Origin of the sequence: Pasteurella canis (genome assembly GCF_900454865.1) — a bacterium.
Taxonomy (GTDB): Bacteria; Pseudomonadota; Gammaproteobacteria; order Enterobacterales; family Pasteurellaceae; genus Pasteurella; species Pasteurella canis.
In genome coordinates, this window is record NZ_UGTV01000015.1 from 505876 (window position 1) to 527130 (window position 21255).

General features: G+C 35.0%; 19 protein-coding genes. 13 read left to right on the forward strand and 6 right to left on the reverse strand.

Features of this window, described 5'->3' with window-relative positions; translation table 11 throughout:
* The 8 genes from DYE19_RS03015 to DYE19_RS03050 are packed head-to-tail and all read left to right on the forward strand — an operon-like array spanning window position 1 to window position 7918.
* Window positions 1-1122: a CpaE/TadZ family protein gene (locus tag DYE19_RS03015; protein ID WP_049214000.1), complete on the forward strand. Its 1122-nt coding sequence runs from the start codon at window positions 1-3 to the stop codon at window positions 1120-1122.
* A 22-nt stretch (window positions 1123-1144) separates the two neighbouring features.
* Window positions 1145-2422, forward strand: a complete 1278-nt coding sequence (locus tag DYE19_RS03020) for a TadA family conjugal transfer-associated ATPase (protein WP_049214001.1) — start codon at window positions 1145-1147, stop codon at window positions 2420-2422.
* Complete coding sequence (locus tag DYE19_RS03025; RefSeq protein ID WP_115322563.1) at window positions 2423-3307, forward strand: type II secretion system F family protein; 885 nt, start codon at window positions 2423-2425, stop codon at window positions 3305-3307.
* Window positions 3304-4158 (forward strand): type II secretion system F family protein, encoded by an 855-nt coding sequence (locus tag DYE19_RS03030; RefSeq protein WP_115322564.1) that lies wholly within the window; start codon window positions 3304-3306, stop codon window positions 4156-4158. Before DYE19_RS03025 ends, DYE19_RS03030 begins: the two co-directional genes overlap by 4 nt.
* Window positions 4148-4909 carry a tetratricopeptide repeat protein gene (locus DYE19_RS03035; protein ID WP_115322565.1) on the forward strand — a complete coding sequence of 254 codons (762 nt, stop codon included), beginning with the start codon at window positions 4148-4150 and terminating at the stop codon, window positions 4907-4909. The genes DYE19_RS03030 and DYE19_RS03035 overlap by 11 nt, the downstream gene beginning before the upstream one ends.
* Before the next feature lie 16 nt (window positions 4910-4925).
* Window positions 4926-5504, forward strand: a complete 579-nt coding sequence (locus DYE19_RS03040; protein WP_115322566.1) for a TadE/TadG family type IV pilus assembly protein — start codon at window positions 4926-4928, stop codon at window positions 5502-5504.
* Window positions 5505-5559: 55 nt separating this feature from the next.
* The gene (gene tadF / locus DYE19_RS03045) at window positions 5560-6123 is read left to right on the forward strand and encodes a tight adherence pilus pseudopilin TadF (RefSeq protein ID WP_115322567.1); all 564 of its coding nucleotides are present in this window, start codon (window positions 5560-5562) and stop codon (window positions 6121-6123) included.
* Between the two features lie 19 nt (window positions 6124-6142).
* Complete coding sequence (locus DYE19_RS03050) at window positions 6143-7918, forward strand: TadE/TadG family type IV pilus assembly protein (RefSeq protein ID WP_115322568.1); 1776 nt, start codon at window positions 6143-6145, stop codon at window positions 7916-7918.
* A gap of 152 nt (window positions 7919-8070) precedes the next feature.
* Here the strand turns inward: DYE19_RS03050 and DYE19_RS03055 are convergent, their stop codons facing one another.
* Window positions 8071-8673, reverse strand: a complete 603-nt coding sequence (locus tag DYE19_RS03055; RefSeq protein ID WP_049214008.1) for a peroxiredoxin C — start codon at window positions 8671-8673, stop codon at window positions 8071-8073.
* A 156-nt stretch (window positions 8674-8829) separates the two neighbouring features.
* Here DYE19_RS03055 and metC point away from each other — a divergent pair, with 156 nt between their 5' ends.
* Window positions 8830-10032 (forward strand): cystathionine beta-lyase, encoded by a 1203-nt coding sequence (metC, locus tag DYE19_RS03060; protein WP_115322569.1) that lies wholly within the window; start codon window positions 8830-8832, stop codon window positions 10030-10032.
* 86 nt (window positions 10033-10118) lie between these two features.
* Here metC and DYE19_RS03065 read toward each other — a convergent pair whose 3' ends face one another.
* Window positions 10119-11468, reverse strand: a complete 1350-nt coding sequence (locus DYE19_RS03065) for a GntP family permease (RefSeq protein ID WP_049214010.1) — start codon at window positions 11466-11468, stop codon at window positions 10119-10121.
* A gap of 253 nt (window positions 11469-11721) precedes the next feature.
* Here DYE19_RS03065 and DYE19_RS03070 point away from each other — a divergent pair, with 253 nt between their 5' ends.
* Window positions 11722-12240: a gluconokinase gene (locus tag DYE19_RS03070; protein WP_115322570.1), complete on the forward strand. Its 519-nt coding sequence runs from the start codon at window positions 11722-11724 to the stop codon at window positions 12238-12240.
* Window positions 12241-12295: 55 nt separating this feature from the next.
* Here DYE19_RS03070 and gntR read toward each other — a convergent pair whose 3' ends face one another.
* Window positions 12296-13294, reverse strand: a complete 999-nt coding sequence (gntR, locus tag DYE19_RS03075; RefSeq protein ID WP_115322571.1) for a gluconate operon transcriptional repressor GntR — start codon at window positions 13292-13294, stop codon at window positions 12296-12298.
* Window positions 13295-13407: 113 nt separating this feature from the next.
* Between gntR and selD the strand changes: the two genes are divergently transcribed.
* The gene (gene selD, locus DYE19_RS03080; protein WP_408581985.1) at window positions 13408-14463 is read left to right on the forward strand and encodes a selenide, water dikinase SelD; all 1056 of its coding nucleotides are present in this window, start codon (window positions 13408-13410) and stop codon (window positions 14461-14463) included.
* 62 nt (window positions 14464-14525) lie between these two features.
* Here the strand turns inward: selD and hemH are convergent, their stop codons facing one another.
* The 3 genes from hemH to ydiJ are packed head-to-tail and all read right to left on the reverse strand — an operon-like array spanning window position 14526 to window position 18991.
* Complete coding sequence (hemH, locus tag DYE19_RS03085) at window positions 14526-15491, reverse strand: ferrochelatase (protein WP_115322572.1); 966 nt, start codon at window positions 15489-15491, stop codon at window positions 14526-14528.
* Entirely contained in the window at window positions 15484-15903 is a 420-nt protein-coding gene (locus DYE19_RS03090; RefSeq protein WP_049214014.1) for a hotdog fold thioesterase, read from the reverse strand. Before DYE19_RS03090 ends, hemH begins: the two co-directional genes overlap by 8 nt.
* A 1-nt stretch (window position 15904) precedes the next feature.
* Window positions 15905-18991, reverse strand: a complete 3087-nt coding sequence (ydiJ, locus tag DYE19_RS03095; protein ID WP_115322573.1) for a D-2-hydroxyglutarate dehydrogenase YdiJ — start codon at window positions 18989-18991, stop codon at window positions 15905-15907.
* A gap of 533 nt (window positions 18992-19524) precedes the next feature.
* On the opposite strand from ydiJ, the gene ompA reads away from it, so the two are divergent.
* Complete coding sequence (gene ompA, locus DYE19_RS03100) at window positions 19525-20559, forward strand: porin OmpA (RefSeq protein WP_115322574.1); 1035 nt, start codon at window positions 19525-19527, stop codon at window positions 20557-20559.
* 100 nt (window positions 20560-20659) lie between these two features.
* The gene (locus tag DYE19_RS03105; protein WP_115322575.1) at window positions 20660-21241 is read left to right on the forward strand and encodes a LemA family protein; all 582 of its coding nucleotides are present in this window, start codon (window positions 20660-20662) and stop codon (window positions 21239-21241) included.
* The last annotated feature ends 14 nt before the right edge of the window (window positions 21242-21255 follow it).

A 21255-nucleotide genomic window follows, 5' to 3' on the forward strand; every position in this document is an offset into this window, starting at 1 on the left:
ATGTTATTACTTGATAAGGAAAAAGTTACAGTTGACAGTGCCCGAAAAATTATAGTGGTCTCTAGTCAAGAGCACATTCAGAGTGATATTGCTCAGATTTTACGTACAAAAGGGTTAGAAAATTTAGAGATCATTAATAGTGACTTTTTGTCATCATCTGATCTAGCATTTGTGGCAGAAGAAACATTAGGTGTTATTGTCGACATTAGAAATGAGACAGATATAAAAGTTATTTCGGAAAACATTTATAGTGTTGTGCCCCAAAATGTTTGGTGTTGTGTTATTGGTCAGAGTGATTCGATTTCGCTAGCACAAAAATTATTAGAGGAAGGTATTCTTTATTTTCACTCAGATACACAACTTAAACAAATGGCCGAGAAAATAGTATCAGGTGTAAATATTCCTTTAGTTCGTCATACGGTAAAAATTGCTGTATTAAGTTGTAAAGGGGGCTCTGGAGCTAGCCTGATTAGTGCTCATTTAGCAAATGAGATTTTCTTAAATAAAAAAGTCCCCGTTTTATTAGCTCAAGGACCAAATGGATCGCAGGATTTAGATCTTGCTTTTGATAAAAAATTACAAGGAGACATCGTAGAGTATCTACCTAATTTTGATCTCTATAGTGGTATTCCAGCTAAGCTACCTAATTCTACAACAGATAAATATAATTTTATCATTTATGATCAGCCAATTTTTAATGTAGATAAAGATGATTTTTCTAAATTCTTAGAATATAGCAATACTTGTGTTTTAGTTGTAGAGCGTACTATTGCTGCTTTAAGAGTTGCTAAGCAATTCTTAGATGAGTGTGAGCGTGTAAGAAATGCAACAGGTAAACCAATCCGTACTTTTATCTGTATATCTGATAACAGTTTAGAAACGTCTAAATTAATGGCAACGAATGATATTGAGACATTATTAAAATGTCCTATAGACGTTGTGATTCCTTTTTTAAAGAAAACAGATGCTAAGACAGTTTTAGATATTGATTTAGGGCGTGTAGGAAAAAAAGAGATTAATGCTTTAATGATGAAAGTGATTGGGGTGATATCACGCCATAAATCGAAAAAAGAAAAACAAAGTTTATTTTCTTCCTTACGTAAAACGATAACAGGTAATTAAAAATAGAAGAAGATCATAGAATATGTTGACGAAAGAACAACAAGTTTTTTTTAGAAATGAATTACTCAGTAATTTAGATGTTGAAAAAATTGATGAAATACAAAGTGAAAGAAGTAAACTCGTAGATGAGTTAGTTCAGATCGTTTATCGTGTTGCTGGAAAAGGGAATATCTATATTACATCGGCAGATGCCTTGTTTATGGCTGAGAATATCGCTGATGAGATTGGTGGTTATGGACCAATTAGAGAATTAATGGAAGATGATACTGTCAATGATATTTTAGTTAATGGTCCTGATGATGTCTGGGTTGAAAGAGCGGGTATTCTAGAAAAAACTGATAAAGTATTTATTAGCAATGAGCAGCTAACTGATATAGCTAAACGATTAGTTGCGAGAGTTGGACGTCGAATTGATGATGGTAGCCCATTAGTTGACTCTCGATTACCCGATGGAAGCCGTCTAAATGTGGTTATTGCACCCATTGCTCTTGATGGTACATCAATTTCTATCCGTAAATTCAGTAAATCCAAAAAGTCGTTGCAAGAACTTGTTAATTTTGGTTCCATGACACGAGAAATGGCTAATTTTTTAATTATTGCAGCAAGATCTCGCGTGAACATTATTGTCTCTGGTGGTACGGGCTCGGGTAAAACAACGCTGTTGAATGCATTATCTAATTATATTTCCCCGCAAGAGCGAGTCATTACATTAGAAGATACTGCTGAGTTGCGTTTAGAACAGCCACATGTTGTTCGTTTAGAAACACGTTTAGCGGGAGTAGAGCGAACAGGTGAAATTACGATGCAAGATCTTGTAATTAACGCTTTACGTATGCGTCCAGAACGAATTATTGTGGGTGAGTGTCGTGGTGGTGAAGCTTTTCAAATGTTGCAAGCAATGAATACTGGACATGACGGTTCAATGTCTACTCTCCACGCCAATAGCCCTCGTGATGCGACTGCTCGTTTAGAAAGTATGGTGATGATGTCAAATGCATCATTACCTCTTGAGGCAATTCGTCGAAATATTGCTTCTGCTGTTAACTTGATTGTACAAGCTTCACGTTTAAATGATGGCTCAAGAAAAATAATGAATATTACAGAGTTAATGGGAATGGAAAATGGACAAATTGTTATGCAAGATATTTTCTCCTATCAACCAAGTAAATATCGAGATGAAAATGGAAAAATCACAGGTGAATTTATTTCTCATGGTTTATTAACTCGTTCTATTGTTTATCAAAATGCGCAAGTATTTAATTTGAGTGCTGAGTTACAAAGTATTTTTGAGGAAAGTTAAATGATCTTAATGTATTATTTAATTCTCGCTTTTGGTGCAGTGTTATTTCTCTATACTGCAACAGGGTGGCGAACTACCAGAAAAAAAATACAATCCAATGATGTTTCCTTAAATAAAACGGCAGATATTATTGACAGTATAAGAAGAAAAATTGTGTTATGGCAGTATTATTTTATCGGTGGTGATAAAAAGAAATTATTAAGAAATATTATTATTACTGCTGCTGTTTTTCTGATCTTATTTTTTGTGAATATTGCTTATGTTCGTCTTGAACGGTGGATTTTTGTTTGTCTCTTTATTTTTGCTTTTATTGTTTTTGTGTGGAAATTTGGACAACATCGCAACCAAAAAATGTTTAATGCTATGTTCCCTGAAGTTATTCAGATTATGAACGCAGCAGCAACAGGAGGCGCAGGTTTACTACAAGCATTAGAACGATGCGGAAAAGACTTAACAGGGCAACTTGGCGAAGAATTTAAGAGTATTCACAAACGCCTCGCTCTGGGTGAAGAGCCAATGGCTGTGTTTGAAGATAGTTATAGCCGCTATCCATATAAAGAATTTTATTTCTTTATTACTATTATTCGCACTAATCTTTCTAAGGGTGGGCAAATTAGAGAAGTCATATCTCGTTTAGGAAGAGTTATTGCCGACAGTAAAAAAATGGAACAAAAAAAGAAAGCAATGACTTCTGAGGCGAGAATGTCGGCTTTTATTGTAGCGATGTTCCCTATCGGCTTTTTCTTATTTATGCAATTTGCAATGCCTGAAAACTTCGATTTTTTACTTAATGATCCTAATGGTCGATTCGTTTTGTATTATGTTTTTGGAAGTGAGTTGTTTGGTATGTTGATTATTTGGTGGTTAATGAGGAAGTCAACATGACATTGAAAATTTTCTTATTTTACATTTTGCTAATTGTATTTGGGATCTTCGTTTTATTAATTACGTTATCTCATAAAAAGAAATTAGAACGCACAAAAGAAATTCTGGCGGGAGAACGCCCTAAAGAAAAAAGTGAAGATACAGTTGAAAAAGGTAAAAGTAAACAGCAAATAGAATTAGAGTTATTGCTTATTAATAACAACCCAATCCTGAAATTTCTAGGGATGCTTGATAAAAATATTAAAATTAAGTTTGCTGTTATTTCAGTTTTGGCTGGTCTATATTATTTATATGCATTGAAAAATGATGCCGATCTTGTAACTGGATTAGCAATAATTTTTGTGCTGATTATTGTGATACCTGGAATTTTAACTAATACTATTTTGAAAGCCAAAGTGAAGAAAATTATGGTTGACCTCCCTGGTTTTATTGATTTAGTTGCAGTTAATGTTCAAACAGGGATTAGTATTGATGCAGCATTAAAGCAAGTCGCAACTGATTTTAAAAAGCTTAATCCTGATTTAACATATGTTATGTTGCGAATTATTCGTAAAGCTGAGCTAACAGGTCTATCACAAGCATTACAAGACCTTTCTATTTCATTACCAACAACAGAAATAAGAATGTTTTGTACAGTATTACAACAAAGCTTGAATTTTGGTTCCTCGATTTATTCGCATTTGATTCAATTAGCAGCAGATATTCGAGAACTTCAACTATTAATAATAGAAGAAAAACTGGGGACATTATCTGCTAAAATGAGTATTCCACTAATTTTATTTATCATGTTTCCAATTATTATTTTAATTTTAGCACCAGGTATAATGAGGGTATTTCCAAATGTTTTCTAAAGTAGCAAAAAAAGCATCACTTTGTATTTTCGTATTATCTATTGTTGGTTGTTCCGCTAATAATATGCAAAAAAATCTTTCACCTGAAAGTGTTACTGCAAAAGAAACATTATATGAAAGTACACAGAATTATTCAGCATTAATTTCTCTTTATAGAGATGTTTTAAAAACTAAAGAGGATCCTGCAATTCGTTATAAACTTGCACAAACATATTATCAGCGCGGTGACAGTAATTCATCTTCATTATACTTATCGCCATTATTAACTGATAATAGTCAAATAGGTACACAAGCTAAAACGTTACAGGTAAAAAACCTAATTCAATTACAACAATTTGCAGAGGCGATTTCCGTTGCCAATGATTTACTCGCTAAATCACCTAATGATGGAGAAATATATAATTTAAGAGGAATTGCTTACGCTCAAAATGGTAATTTGACACAAGCTCGAAACGATATTACGAAAGCAAGAGAATTTTTTATTAACGATAATGTTGCTGTTAATAACCTAGCAATGTTAAGTATTATAAATGGTGATTTTAATAATGCCGTTTCTTTATTATTACCACAATATCTTAATGGTATTAGAGAGCCTCGATTAATTCATAATCTTGTTTTTGCATTAGTCAAAAATGGCAATATAGACTATGCAAAAGATATCATCGTGAAAGAGAGATTAAATACTTCTCCTGATGATCTGATTAATGCATTGAAAAAAACAGAACAGACATCGAAGGGTGTCCGCAGATAATTAAAGAGGATTTGGTATGAAAAATTTTCTATCAAATAGTAGAGGGACGTCTACAGTTGAATTTGCTCTGACTATAGCGTTCTATTTATTTATTGTTATGTTTATTTTTGAATTTTGTCGTTTAGCTATTGCAACCTCGTATTGGGATCTTGCGATTACGGAAAGTGTCCGTATTGCTAAGAATGAACAAGCGACAGCAGGTAATTATGAAGAGGCTTTTAGGAAGGCTCTTCAACAGCAAAAAAAGTTTAATGATGAATCAACAATGGGATATCTTGCTTTATTAGAAAAGAATGATTTTAAAGTCAAGGTAGAATATGTAGATTGTGCTAAAGAGCACGAATGTATTCAGAATTTGTTAGATGAAAAATTTCGCCAACCTAAAAAAGATAAGGATGGTAAGATTATTTCTCCTGATGGTCGTTTAGCCACATTAGCACGTTATTCATTAACTTACGAGTATAAATTTGTGACACCATTATTATTCCTTCCAAAATCGTGGTCAGAGACGATTTTGAATCGTGAATTTGTCGTTGTTCAAGAGTTTGAGCGTTCTCGTTTTAATGCGGGTAGTAGCTCTAACTCACAAGGTTAATTTCTTGTCATTTAGGAAAGTTTATCAATTATTCTATTTTATAGTAGAGCTATATATGAAAAAACTTGGTTTATTTAGGATTAAAAGATTTTTACAAAATAAAGAAGGCTCAGTGACGATAGAGTTTTTGTTTATGTCGATGTTTCTTCTTATTTTGTTTGCATTTTTATTTGATTTAGTCATGTTACGTTCAACATTAGGTAAATTAGATAATGCCTCATATACAATGGTCAGTATTTTACGAGAACGTTCACAACTCTATAATCGAGCCCCACAAATTAGTGACACTGATCATAAGCAATTTGAAAAGTTGGCGAAAAGATTACTTTATGGAAACAAAGACAGTAATAAGAATGTAGGTCTTGTCTTAGAGTATTGGGCACAAGATGGTTCTGGTCGTAGAATTCCAAGTGCAGTAGGAGATTGTAAGCCATACAAGAAACTTGACGATTTAAGTTATTTATCTCCACGTTCTGAATTAAACAATGAGAGAAAAATACCACTTTATCAAGTAACCTTATGTGTTGAAACCCATAGTCTATTTGAATCTTTATTATTAGATGAATCCCAACGTTCATCAGGTTTGATGAGATCTTCATCAATGTCAGTATCACGATAGTCTATCGTGGAGGAACTTTATGAAAAAATTGAATTTAACACTTTGCTTTTATAATAAATTAAAACAATTTTATGCTGATCAACAAGGCGTCTATACTGTAATGACAGCATTGCTTGCATTCCCTATATTGGTTTTAGTTGGTTTTACTGTAGATGGAACAGGGGTTTTATTAGATAAAGCACGTCTAGCACAAGGAATGGATCAAGCTGCATTGGCCCTTATTGCAGAAAATAATGAATATAGGGAAAATAAAAAGCATTCTGATGTCAATCGACAAGTGATTTCTAAGGCAGAAAAAGACAAGTTTCGTGGAAATGAATTTATGGCGAAACAGGAAAAACGTAATCAAGAATTAATTCAAGGTATAGCCAAGCTATATTTAAGATCAGAAGATAGCGGTGATCCTGATGCGCCTGTTAAGGTAACTAAAGACTTTCAGTATTTATGTGAAGAATTAGATTTACCAACAGGTAACGAGTATTCTCGTCGTAAACCTGTTGTTTGCCAAGTTCAAGGCAGTGTCGACCGTAAATTTTGGTTACCAGTCAGTGAGTCACTTGCTAATGTAAACTCTCTGAAAAATGGTCGTTTGACTTTAGATTCACAAACTACTTATGCGATCAAAGAAAAAGGAGTCGTTATTCCTGTTGAATTAATGCTCGTTGCTGACTTTTCTGGCTCTATGCATCAAGATCTCAATGGAAGATATAACAGTGATAAAACGAAAATGGGAAAAAGCAAAATTTCTATTTTGAGAGAAGTGGTTGGTGAAATTTCAAATATTTTATTCCCAGCTAAAGAGTCTGAAGAAGTCAGTCCTTTTAATCGTATGGCTTTTACCACTTTTTCTGGAGGGGTAAGACAAAAAAATGAGTCTAGTAAATGTACTTTACCTTATGAGAGAAAATCTTGGAAAGATCCTATTAATTTAACTATAGAAAGATGGATCACTGGAAATAATACCAAGCTAGAATGGAATGAGAAAAGACAACAGTGGGAAAATAGTTGGGTAAGATTTGATGTACATTATAAAGGTAAGTATGATCAATTTTATGAAAACACATGTACAAAAAGTTCGCCTATGCGTTGTCAAATATCAGCAAATCCCAAAACGATCATGGATTATGCAATGAAAATTCAAGATTGGACTACTGTGAGAGCTATATTTAATAAATATATGGATACGAATAGAACTATTAGCCAAGTTCAGGATTTTGATGGTTCGAATAAAAATTATCATTTGGTCTTTGATAATGAAAGTTACTGCTTAGGTGGAAATAGAGGAAAAGAAACTACACAAGCGTGGTTTGATAAATCAAATAAAAATATTTCTCAAGCACTGCACCGTATTAATCCACAAGGGTGGACATCTGCTTCATCAGGTTTAATTGTTGGAGCTAATTTAATTATGGATGCGAATAAAGATCCTAAAGCTCAACCAGCAAAATTAGGGACAAATACACAAAGAGTTATTATGGTATTATCTGATGGGGAAGACAACTGGCCGACTTATGATACACTTGTATCATTATTAAATGCGGGTATTTGTGATAGAATTAAGGAGAGGGTAGATACATTACAAGATCCTAACTTTAGAGAGTTACCAACACGAATTGCATTTGTTGCATTTGGTTATAGTCCACCTAAACGTCAGGTTGATGCTTGGAAAAAATGTGTAGGTGATCAATATTATGTTGCTTATAGCCAAAAAGAGTTACTAGATACATTTAAACAAGTTATAGGCTTTGAAGAAGAAGTAGGACGTTCTTCATCTAAAAAACCAAAGTTTAACTAAGAGTTAGTAATATAAAAATCCCTTATTTCAAGGGATTTTTTGTTTTATAGCTATGACAACTATTCATGCATTGTTATTTATATTTTTAATATAAAACAAAAGGATTAACTTAACGTTAATCCTTTTAATTTTCAAATTGCTATAGCTTAAAATTATAGCTGATCAGCATGCTGTTTTAGGTATTTTGCTACACCTTCAGGGCTACCAGTCATGCCTTCTTTACCTTTTTCCCATTGTGCAGGACACACTTCACCATGTTCTTCATGGAATTGTAATGCATCAACCATACGTAACATTTCATCGATATTACGACCTAATGGTAGATCATTAACTACTTGATGACGCACAACCCCTTCTTTATCAATTAGGAAAGAAGCACGTAATGCGACGCCTTCTTCTGGATGTTCGATACCAAAAGCGCGGGCAATTTCATGTTTGATGTCTGCGACTAATGCATATTTTACTTCACCAATACCACCATTTTCTACTGGTGTTTTACGCCAAGCATTATGGCTAAATTCAGAGTCGATAGAAACGCCAATAACTTCTACACCACGTTTTTGGAATTCTTCATAACGGTGATCGAATGCAATTAATTCTGATGGGCAGACGAATGTAAAATCAAGTGGGTAGAAAAAAACAACTGCTGCTTTACCTGCGATGTGTTGTTTAAAGTTAAAATTATTAACAATTTCACCATTACCTAGCACAGCTGCTGCAGTAAAATCTGGCACTTGACGAGTTACTAATACCATAGTAATAATCTCCTATTAAAAAAATTGAACAAAAAACACTGCTACTAGAGAAGCAGGATTTGCCTTTCTATTCTAAAGAAAGTTAAGTTGTTTTGACAGTAGTTTTTTGTATTCCATGTAGATCATGCGTTTTATAAGTATAAGGAGAAAACTATAATGCCAAATCAACATTCTTTATTAACCGCATTTGTGCATGCTGGTCGTAAGAAACGATTTTTACAAGGAGGAGTGAATCCTGTTATTCAGCGTGCCTCATCATTAGTATTTGAGAGTTTAGCAGACAAAAAGCAAGCTAGTCTTCATCGTGCTAATGGTGCTTTATTTTATGGTCGACGTGGAACATTAACACATTTTGCATTACAAGACGCAATGACAGAATTAGAAGGGGGAGCGGGTTGTTATTTATATCCTTGTGGTGCTGCAGCAGTGACTCATAGTATTTTAGCTTTTGTCAAAAGTGGAGATCATATTTTAATGAGTGGTGCAGCTTATGAACCTTCACAAGATTTTTGTAATTTGTTATTAAAGCAGTTTCAAGTTGAAACGACTTATTATGATCCGATGATTGGAGAGGGGATTTCATCTCTTATTCAGAAAAATACAAAATTACTTTTTCTTGAGGCACCAAGTTCATTGACAATGGAGATCCCTGATATCCCTACAATTGTTAAAGCTGCACGTCAAGTTAATCCTGATATTGTTATTATGATTGATAATACATGGTCTGCTGGTGTGTTATTTAAGGCATTAGAACATGGAATTGATATTTCAATCCAAGCAGGGACAAAATATTTAGTGGGGCATTCCGATACAATGATAGGTACGGCAGTTGCAAATGCACGTTGTTGGGATAGATTGCGTGAACGTTCATATTTAATGGGGCAGATGGTTGATGCTGATAGTGCTTATGTGACTGCAAGAGGCATTAGAACATTAGGAATTCGTTTAAAACAGCATGAAAAAAATGCTTTAAAAGTAGCACAATGGTTGGCTTCGCAGTCTCAAGTAAAAGTTGTTTATCATCCTGCGTTAGCGAGTTGTCCTGGTCATACTTTTTTCAAACGTGATTTTATGGGCGCAAGTGGGTTATTTTCATTTGAATTACAGCAAAAATTAACTCAACGACAGCTTGAAAATTTGATGAATCATTTCAGTTTGTTCAGCATGGCATACTCTTGGGGAGGATTCGAATCATTAATTTTGTATTATCAACCAGAAGAAATTGTGGCTATTCGTCCCAATATTGAATGTAAATTAACGGGTACTTTAATTCGTGTACATATCGGATTAGAAGATCCTGAAGAGTTAATTGCAGATTTACAAGCAGGTTTTGAACGTTTAGTACAATGTGATGATTGATTGAGGCGTGGATGAGAAATATTGAGAAAATCGAACCGCACTTAAGGTAAGTTGAAGCGCAGGAAGTACGGTCGATTTTTTAAATTTTATAATAAAATGCTACCAATAACAGCAATAGTGAATCCAACAATTCCAATGAGAGTTTCCATAACAGTCCAAGTTTTTAAAGTCGTTTTCTCATCCATTTCTAAGAAGCGGCTGACTAGCCAGAAACCAGAGTCATTCACATGTGATAGAGCTGTCGCGCCAGAGGCAATTGCAATCACAATAAAACATAAATCAAATTGACTTAATCCTGATGTTGCTGCTACAGTAGGTGCAATTAATGCTGAGGCTGTAGTGAGGGCAACTGTTGCAGAACCTTGAGCAACACGTAATGCCAGGGCAATGATAAAAGCTGCAACAATAACAGGTAATCCTGTATCTGATAGCATTGCAGACAATTCATTTCCGATACCACTTGATCGTAAAACACCTCCGAACATACCACCAGCGCCAGTAACTAATACAATTGCGCAAATTGGGCCCAATGCATTATCACAAATCTTCTCAACTTGTTCATAACTACGCTGATCTTTTAATAAGAAAATTGCCACAATTAATGTAATCAATAATGCAATTGGCGTTTTTCCTAATAAACGTAAACCAGCTACCCAAGGTTGGGAGCCATCAATAACTTTAGCAACGCTTAATGTATTTAAACCAGTATCAAGTAGAATCAAACAAATTGGAAGTAGTAAAATTAGTAATACATTATTGAAACTGGGTGGATTTTTGACAGCTGTTTCACTGATAGCGTTGTCATTTAGAAATGCTTTTGGTAATTCTAGTTTGATTTTTTTACCTGAATAAATACCAAATAAATAAGCGGCAATATACCAGGTTGGTATAGCACAAATTAAACCAACTATAACTAGTAGCCCCATATTTGCACCAAGGATATCACCAGAGGCTACTGGTCCTGGATGTGGTGGGAGAAATGCATGCATTACTGCAAATGCACCAGCAGCAGGTAAAGCATATCGTAATGTTGAGCCTCCGAATTGTTTTGCTACGCTAAAGATGATTGGCAACATGACGACTAGACCTGCGTCAAAGAAAATTGGAAAACCAAATAACAGAGATGCAACGCCCAGAGCAAATGGCGCTTTTTGTTCACCAAATTTATTGATTAATGTATCAGCTAATACCTTTGCTCCACCTGTGATCTCAAGCAATCGTCCAATCATTGCACCTAAACCGACAAGCAATGCAACGGCTGCAAGTGTATTTCCAAAGCCAGATAATAGTGTTGGTAATATTTTATCAGCGGGAATACCTGTAGCTAATGCAGTAAGTAGACTGACAATAATTAATGCAACGAATGCATGTACTCTGAACTTCATAATTAACAGTAATAGCAGCAATACTGCAGCAATCATAATGATAATTAACATTGAAAACCTCCTTTTGGTTTGTTGTTACTGGTAACATACTTTGCTCTGCTTCTTTGGTAAAGAGAATTTTAGGATGAATTTGTAAATCTGTGATCATCTTCAAATAATATAGCAATTATTTAAATTGATATTTATTTCTTAAACTGAGTGAAAATAAAATTTATGTGATGTCTGTCACATAAATTAATGTTACTGGTAACTTTATGCTTGAATTTTAGGTATGGTAAATAAAAAGAATTAAAGGAGGTTTATAATGTCAAAAATCAAAGGAAAAGGTTTTATCCTAATGGGGGTATCTAGTACGGGAAAAACTTCCGTTGGGACTGCAGTCGCACAACGTTTAGGTATTAAATTGATTGATGGGGATGATCTTCACCCAAAAGCAAATATCATCAAAATGGGGCAAGGACAGCCATTAAATGATTTGGATCGTGCACCTTGGTTAGAACGTATTCGTGATGCAGCATTTAGCTTAGAACAAAAAAGTGAAGTTGGCATCATTATTTGTTCTGCTTTGAAAAAACAATACCGTGATTTAATTCGTGATGGTAATGATGTGACATTTTTATTTTTACATGGTCCATTTGATCTAGTGCTTGAGCGCATGAAACAACGTAAAGGCCATTATATGAAAACAAGTATGCTTAAAAGCCAATTTGATACATTAGAAATACCACAAACAGATGAGCCTGATGTGATTCATATTAGTATTGATGGCACATTTGATGAGGTAGTAGAGCGCTGTGTCAAAGCACTTGAACCATTAATTTAGTTCTTAAAACTAACCGCGCTTTATAACGTATATATTATAAAGGTACAGTTATTTTTTAAATACTTTGACCTAAGTGAATTTGATAACCTAAGTTGATAATGGCACTTTTTTGCGGCATACCTTGTATACGATTTAATAGTTCTGTTGCTGCGATTTTACCAATTTCTAAACGTGGAGTGATCACAGTTGCAAGCTGTGGTGTCATCGATTGTCCAACATCATGACCATGAAATCCTGCAATTGCAATTTGTTTGGGTACTTTAATCCCCATACGTTGACATTCAAACAGAGCACCAATTGCTAAATCATCATTTGTACAAAAAATACCATCTAAGTCAGGTTTCTGCTGTAATGCTTCATTTAATTGTTGTGCTCCCAAGCTAAATGAGGAAGGTTGTTCAGTTGTTAAACTATGTGGCTGTAGTCCGTGCTTTCTCATTGCTTGTTCATAACCCTGCATCTTTAGACGTGTACGTTTATCCATACGAGCAGAAAAATAAACAATATTTTTATGTCCTCGATTGATCATGGTTTCAACCATAGATTGCGCGGCGGCAATATTGTCAAAACCTATGGCTTGCTGTATACCTATTTCACTACTTTCCATAATTTCTATAATTGGAATATTGGCTATTTCAAGCATTTTCAATGTGCGAGCAGTGTGTTGATTTTCTGAAAGGATTAATCCATCGACGTTGTAAGAAAGTAGGCTTTCAATACGTTTTTCCTCTTTTTCCATACTGTAACCATAGTGAGCTAACATAGTTTGATATCCCATATTATCACTAATCATTTCAATCCCTTTAATTACATCAGCAAATACTTGGTTAGTTAAAGAAGGAACTAGTACTCCAATTGCTCGACTCTTAGCATTAGATAGAATATCAGGTGCACGATTAGGTATGTAACCAAACAGATCGATTGCTTGTGCAATTTTAATTTGAGTATCTGGAGCAACAGATTCTGGATTGCGTAAATAACGGCTGATCGTCATTTTCGTAATACCAAGATGATTGGCTATATCTTGTAGGGTTGGACGTTTTCGCTTAGTCATTTTTCTCAATATCTTTTTTGTATAACTGGCGTATAATTAGTCCAAATTATTGGTTAGGAGAATGGAAAATGCAAGCTAAAACTGAACAGAATCTTACTGAACTTGAGCAAGAAATGAATGAAACTATTGCGAGTACTATACGCTTAACTCAGTATAGTCATGGTGCTGGTTGTGGTTGTAAAATTTCTCCTCAAGTACTAGAGAAGATCCTACATACTGAGATGGAAAAGTGGGTTGACCCACATTTATTAGTGGGGAATGAAACTAAAGATGATGCGGCAGTGTATGATATTGGTAATGGGATTGGGATTATTAGTACAACAGATTTTTTTATGCCTATTGTCGATGATCCTTTTGATTTTGGACGTATTGCTGCAACCAATGCAATTAGTGATATTTTTGCGATGGGTGGAAAACCAATTATGGCGATCGCTATTTTAGGCTTCCCAATTAAAAAATTACCTGCTGAAGTAGCACAAAAAATTGTTGATGGTGGACGTTTTGCTTGTCAGCAAGCAGGCATTGCTCTTGCTGGAGGGCATTCTATCGACTCTCCAGAACCTATTTTTGGTTTAGCAGTAACAGGAATCGTTCATACGGATAAAATGAAGAAAAATGCATCAGCAGAAGCGGGTTGTAAATTATTTTTGACTAAGCCTCTTGGTATAGGTGTGTTAACAACCGCAGAGAAAAAAGGTAAGTTAAAAGAAGAGCATAAGGGGTTAGCAACAGAGGTTATGTGTCAATTGAATATGATTGGTGCTGAATTTGCTGAAGTAGAAGGTGTTACAGCCATGACGGATGTGACTGGCTTTGGTTTATTAGGACATTTAACCGAAATTTGTGAAGGCTCAGATTTAAGTGCAAATGTGTATTTTGATCAAGTTAAAACCTTGGAAGGGGTCGAACGTTATATTGAAAAGGGATGTATACCAGGTGGGACTGAGCGTAATTTTGCAAGTTATGGCCATAAAGTGAGTGCTATGACCGACATGCAGAAGGCTATCTTATGTGATCCACAGACTTCTGGCGGTTTATTGATTGCGGTTAAACAAGACGCTGAGTCCACTGTATCAGCAATTGCACAAAAAGCGGGGATCACATTAATTGAAGTCGGTAAACTACTTGAGTCAAATGGAGAAAGTGCGGTCAGAATTCAAGTTATTTAACTAAAAATAGGTTAATGCTTTATGTGTTTGGCATTAACCTATTTTGTTAGTATTGAGTTGAATTATATTCTATTAAGAATCAAGTTTGCCATCATTTCAATATGTTTTGCTGAGGCATTTAATGCAGGAATATATCGGTAAGATGTTCCGCCATTTGTTAAGAAAATTTCTTTATTTTCTTCTTCAATCTCTTCTAATGTTTCTAAACAGTCAGCAGCAAAGCCTGGACAGATGACAGCAACTTTTTGAATATTCTGGTTAGGAGCTTGCATTAAAAATTGATCTGTATAAGGTTGCAACCATTCTTCTTTACCAAAGCGTGATTGAAAGGATAATCCCCATTGATTTTCAGTGAGTCCTAATTGATCAACTACTTCAAGTACAGTTTGTTTACAATGTTCACGGTAATAGTCCCCCATGTTTTCATAGCGTAGTGGAATACCATGAAAGGAAAAGAGTAAAAACTCGTCAGGTTGCAACTGATCCTTGATTGATTTGACTAAAGCAGAAATATAGTCTTTATTGATGTGATAAGAATGAATAAAATCAAAAGGAAGGAACCCTCGTTGTGTATGAATCACTTTAGCAAAGGCATCAAAAACAGCTCCTGTTGTTGAGCTACTGTATTGAGGATAGAGTGGTAATACAATGAGTCTTTCTACGTGTTTTTCCATCAAACGTTGTATGGCATCTTCGATAGATGGATTGCCGTATGTCATGCCAATTTCAACAATAATATTTTGTTCTTGTTGGATAAAATATTCTTGTAATGCTCGTTGTTGTTCTTGTGTGATACTGAGTAAAGGGGAGCCTTTTTCAGTCCAAATCGAGGCATAATTTTTAGCTACGCGTCTAGAGCGTAGAGGCAAAATGATCCCCTTTAATAAAGGAAACCATTTGTAACGTGGTAAATCTACTACACGAGGATCAGTTAAAAATTGCCATAAATAAGTGGAGATGGCTTTTGGGGTTGGCTTGTCTGGTGTCCCTAAATTAATTAAAAGGACACCTATTTTTTGTTTATTCATGATCGACCACTGAAAGAGTTAAACGAGCAATACAACAAAGTTTATTTTGTTGATCTGTTATATGTATTTGCCACACCTGAATTTTTTTGCCTAAATGAACAGGCGTAGCCTTAGCTGTAACAACACCTTCTTTAACTGGACGAAGGTGATTCGCATTAATGTCTAAACCTAGTACAGCTTGATTTTCATTTATACAACAAAAACCTGCCATCGAGCCAATCGTTTCTGCCAATGCCACTGAAAGCCCACCATGTAAAAAACCCATAGGTTGTACAGTGCGTTGATCTACTGGCATAGTCGCCTCAAGCCAGTCATCGCCTTGCGCACTAAATTTGATTCCAAGGTGCTCTATTGCGCTTTGTTGACTGAGCTGATTCATTTGTTTAAGGCTATAATTCTTCTTCCAAATCATATTATTCCAATAACGTTAATAACGCTTGTACGGGATGCTTAGGTTGCCATTTCTCCATACGTTTCACTTGGCTACGGCAGGAATAGCCTGTTGCTAAACAATATTCAGGCTTTTTATCTACTAATTTTGTTGCCCAAGATAAAGCATAAATTTCTTTAGACATAGTAAGATGTTGTGTTTCATGACCAAAGGTGCCTGCCATACCACAACATCCTACATTTTCTACAGTTAATTTTTGTCCAAATAGAGCAAAGATTTGTTGCCACTCTTTACCACTATTTGGTAGGGCTGTTGATTCAGTACAATGTGGAAATAAATACCATTGCTGTTGATGAAAAGTGCGGTCAGTTTTCATGAAGTTTTGTAATATACTTTGTTGGTCATCTAACTGTGCTTTTAACCACTCTTGCGAAGTGACTACATGAAACTCACCACGTTTTTCGGCAAGTATTTCTTTATATTCATCGCGGTAAGTGAGTACAATTGCAGGATCAACACCAACCATTGGTATCCCTAATTTTGCGATACGTGATAAAAAATCAGCTTGATTTTTAGCTGTTTTAGCAAATCGTGTTAAAAAGCCTTTGATATGTTGTGCTTTGCCATTCGGTTTGAAAGGAATTAATACAGGTAGATAACCTAATTTTTGTGTAAGTGCAATAAAGTCAGCAACTACTTTTGCATCATAATAAGATGTGAATGGATCTTGAACAATGAGTAAAATTTTTTGTTTTTCGACTGCACTTAGCTGCTCTAATTGCTCTAGTGAATATCCCTGATAACCAATTTCGACGAGTTGTTGTTGTAGTGCTGGAGCTGAAAGTTGTGGTAAATCAACAAGCCCTAACATTTTTTTTGTCGCTATTTGCGTCAGTTTAGCTTCGGTAAAGAAGTTAAAAAAAGTCGGTTTTTTAGCCATGAATGGAGCAATATATTCAACATTGGCAATCACATAGTCTTTGGCTGAGCGCAGGTAACGAGAATGGTATAAATAGAAAAATTTTGCACGGAAATTCGGCACATCAATTTTGATAGGACATTGGCTAGCACAAGCCTTACAAGCTAAACAGCTATCCATTGCACTTTTAACCTCATGTGAAAAATCATATTCTCCACGCCATTTTTGTATTGAATTTCGTATTTTTTTAATCAAATCAGTCAGTTTGATTTCACTTTGTCGAAAATCTAATTGTGTAGGCGTGATATTTTCAGTTGTCATTAAACGTAACCACTCACGTAGGATTGCAGCACGCCCTTTTGGTGAAAATAATCGATTTTTACTGATTTTCATAGAAGGACACATGGTACTATGAACATCAAAATTAAAACATAACCCGTTCCCATTGCAATTCATTGCACCACTAAATGCCTCACGAATTTGTATCGGAATTTGTCGGTCGTTATCGGCTCGCATTGGCGATAAAATCGAATAAAGGGTATCTTTACTCTCTAAAGGTGTACAAATTTTCCCTGGATTTAAGCGATTGTCTGGGTCAAATAAAAACTTAATATAACGGAGTTCTTGCCATAATTCTGGTGTAAAGAATTTTTCACCATATTGTGAACGCATACCTTTACCATGTTCACCCCAGATGAGACCTCCATATTGGCGTGTTAAGTCTGCGACTTGATCGGAAATCTGCTTGAATAAAGTCACTTGTGCTTTATCGCATAAATCTAATGCTGGGCGTACATGTAAAACGCCAGCATCTACATGACCGAACATACCGTATTGTAGACCTTGCTTATCTAATAAGGTTCTAAATTCAGCAATGTAATCAGCTAAATTTTCGGGTGGAACACAAGTGTCCTCAACAAATGGAATTGGCTTAGCATTGCCTTTCGTGTTACCTAATAAACCGACAGCTTTTTTACGCATAGCATAAATACGCTCGATAGAAGCTAAATCAGAACAGACTTGATAGCCGATGATCGCATCTTGTTGTTGAGCAATTTTTTTATCTAGTTCAGTGCAAAGTGCGTTGACTTGACGTTGAATTTTACCTTTATCATTACCTGCATATTCCACAATATTTAAGCCAAGTATGGGATTATTTTCTTCTTCATTGAGCAATTCATTAACAGAATGCCAAATAATATCTTGTTTAGCTAAATTGAGAACAGTGGAGTCAATAGTTTCAACAGAGAGTGCTTTAGCATTGACCATAAAAGGGGCATTTCGCAGTGCAGCATCAAAAGAACTATATTTTACATTAATTAATGTTCGATATTGAGGAATAGGGGTGAGATCTAATGTTGCTTCACAAATAAAAGCAAGAGAGCCTTCTGAACCTGTAAGAATACGAGTAAGGTTAAACTCACTTTCATCTTCATTAAATACATTTTTTAGATCATATCCCGTTAAAAATCGATTGAGTTGAGGAAGATCTTGGAGAATTTTACTGCGATTTTTTTTACAACGCTGAAAAATTTCTTGATGTAAATGGTAGGCTGTTTTAGATAAAGGCTGTTGTGCGAGAGTTTCTAAAAATTTATCTGTTTTTATTGCATGAGTATCTAATATTTCACCATTTATTAACACCGCTCGTAAACCTAATACATGATCAGATGTTTTTCCATATTGTAATGAGCCTTGTCCTGAAGCATCAGTATTAATCATGCCTCCTAAAGTTGCACGATTACTGGTAGAAAGTTCGGGTGAGAAAAATAAACCATAGGGTTTTAAAAATTGATTGAGTTGATCCTTGACGACACCTGCTTGTACACGTACCCAACGTTGTTCAACGTTAAGCTCTAAAATGGCCGTCATATAACGTGAAAGATCAACAATAATATTCTGATTAATTGCCTGCCCGTTTGTGCCCGTACCGCCACCACGAGGGGTGAATGTTAAGCGTTGATAAATGGACTTTTGAGCAAGTTTTGTAAGCCTTACTATATCAGCGACTGTCTTAGGGTATAAAATTGCTTGAGGTAATTGCTGATAAACGCTGTTATCCGTCGCTAAACTTAGACGTTCAGCATAACTAGTCGTAATATCCCCCTCAAAATGTTGTATCTTTAAGTCGTTTACATAATCATAAACAAGAGGGGATAGCTGTGGAATATTTTTCAAGCGGGGTAGCATATTTATCACTCTGTAAATTTTGAAACAATATGTAAAAATTAAGTCAATAATTGTAAGTATTTCATTTGAAATGAATGTGAAGTGATTTTAGCATATTCAAATATTATTGCGTTGGAAATTTTTTAATCAGCAAGAGTTTTATTTAAGTTAGAAAAAGAAGTGCGTTTTTTTCAATTATGCAGTTAGTTTCTTATTTGTTTTTGAGCATTTTTGATGTTTTTTTGCTTAAAAAATAAGCGCAAAATATAAAAGAATTTGATTTTATGGGATGAAGATAGGATAATATAGGTACTTTTGAAACTTTCTTTATGTGGTTTATTTTAATAAGAGAAAGAATTTGTCAAAAGAAATTCAGGCAAATTCCAGCCTTGTAAAATGTAAAGACTTAGACTAAGTAGATTAAAAAGAGTTCACTTTCTAATTGAAAAAGTTTAAGATGAGAAAGAACACAATACTTTGTGTTTCTAAGTTTTAATCAAATTAAGACTTAGTTTTTATTTAAAAGATGACTAAATGATAAGAGGATCATCCAAATGAAAAAAACTGCAATCGCATTGACTATTGCTGCACTAGCAGCAGCTTCAGTAGCACAAGCCGCTCCACAAGCTAATACTTTCTATGTAGGTGCTAAAGCGGGTTGGGCATCTTTCCACGATGGTTTAAATGCATTTAAACCGACACTTGATGTTAAACGTAACTCTGTGACTTACGGTGTATTTGGTGGTTATCAAATCACTGATAATTTTGCAGTTGAATTAGGTTACGATGATTTCGGTCGTGCTAAAGTTAAATCTAAAACTAATGGCTTAACTTATGGAAAACACACTAATCATGGTACACATTTAAGCTTAAAAGCTAGCTACCCTGTATTAGACGGTTTAGATGTATATGCGCGTGTAGGTGCAGCACTAATTCGTTCAGACTATAAAATTGCGGATGAAGTTACTCAAGTTCCAAATAGTGTATATGTACGTAATCATAGCTTAAAAGTCTCTCCAGTATTTGCTGGTGGTGTAGAGTATGCATTTATTCCTGAGTTAGCAGCACGTATCGAATACCAATGGGTTAAAGGTGTTGGTAAATATAAAGATGCTAACGGCAACCGTTTAGACTATACGCCAAGTATTGGTGCTGTAACTGCTGGTTTATCATACCGTTTCGGTCAAGCAGTTGCTATGCCAGAAATTGTGAGCAAAACATTTACATTAAACTCTGATGTAACTTTCGGTTTCGATAAAGCTGATTTAAAACCAGCTGCACAAAATGTGTTAGATGGTATCTATGGTGAAATCGCACAATTAAAATCTGCTTCAGTGGCAGTTGCTGGTTACACTGACCGTTTAGGTTCTGATGCTTACAACTTAAAATTATCTCAACGCCGTGCTGACACAGTAGCTAACTATTTAGTGGCTAAAGGTGTTGCACAAAATGCGATCATGGCAACTGGTCATGGTGAAGCTAACCCTGTAACTGGTAACAAATGTGACTCAGTTAAAGGTCGTAAAGCACTTATCGCGTGTTTAGCTGACGATCGTCGCGTTGAAATCGCTGTTAAAGGTAACAAATAATTAATTTGTTAAGTCTATAGCAAGAATTTTAAAAGACCTAAACCTATTGTTTAGGTCTTTTCTTTTATTAATTGAGATTAAATTTTTAAGGAATGTTGAAATGAAAAAGTGGATTGTATTGATCTTAGTCGCTATTGTAGCTGGTTTTACTGTAATGACTAGCTACAATGGGTTAGTGAAAGCAGAGGAAGAAATTGATTCTGTTTGGGCAAATGTAGAATCAGCATATCAACGTCGAGCAGACTTAATTCCAAATTTAGTAAACACTGTTAAAGGACAGGCGAATTTTGAACAAGACACTTTAACTAAAGTTACAGAAGCTCGAGCGAAAGCATCACAAACTAAAATTGATCCGTCGAATCTTTCTGAAGAACAGCTTGTTAAATTTCAACAAAATCAAAATGAAGTAGGTTCAGCATTGTCTCGTTTATTAGTGACAGTTGAACAATATCCTGCATTACGAGCTAATGAAGGATTTATGAATTTACAAGCACAACTTGAAGGCACAGAAAATAGAATTAATGTTGCACGTAATAAATTTAATGAAGCGGCCCGTTTATATAATCAAAAAGTACGTCAGTTTCCTACAAAGTTAGTTGCGATGATTTTCAGTTTTAAAGAAAAACCATATTTTAAATCAGTAGAAGGGGCAGAAAATGCGCCTGCAGTTAATTTTAATTAATCATTGAAGAAAAT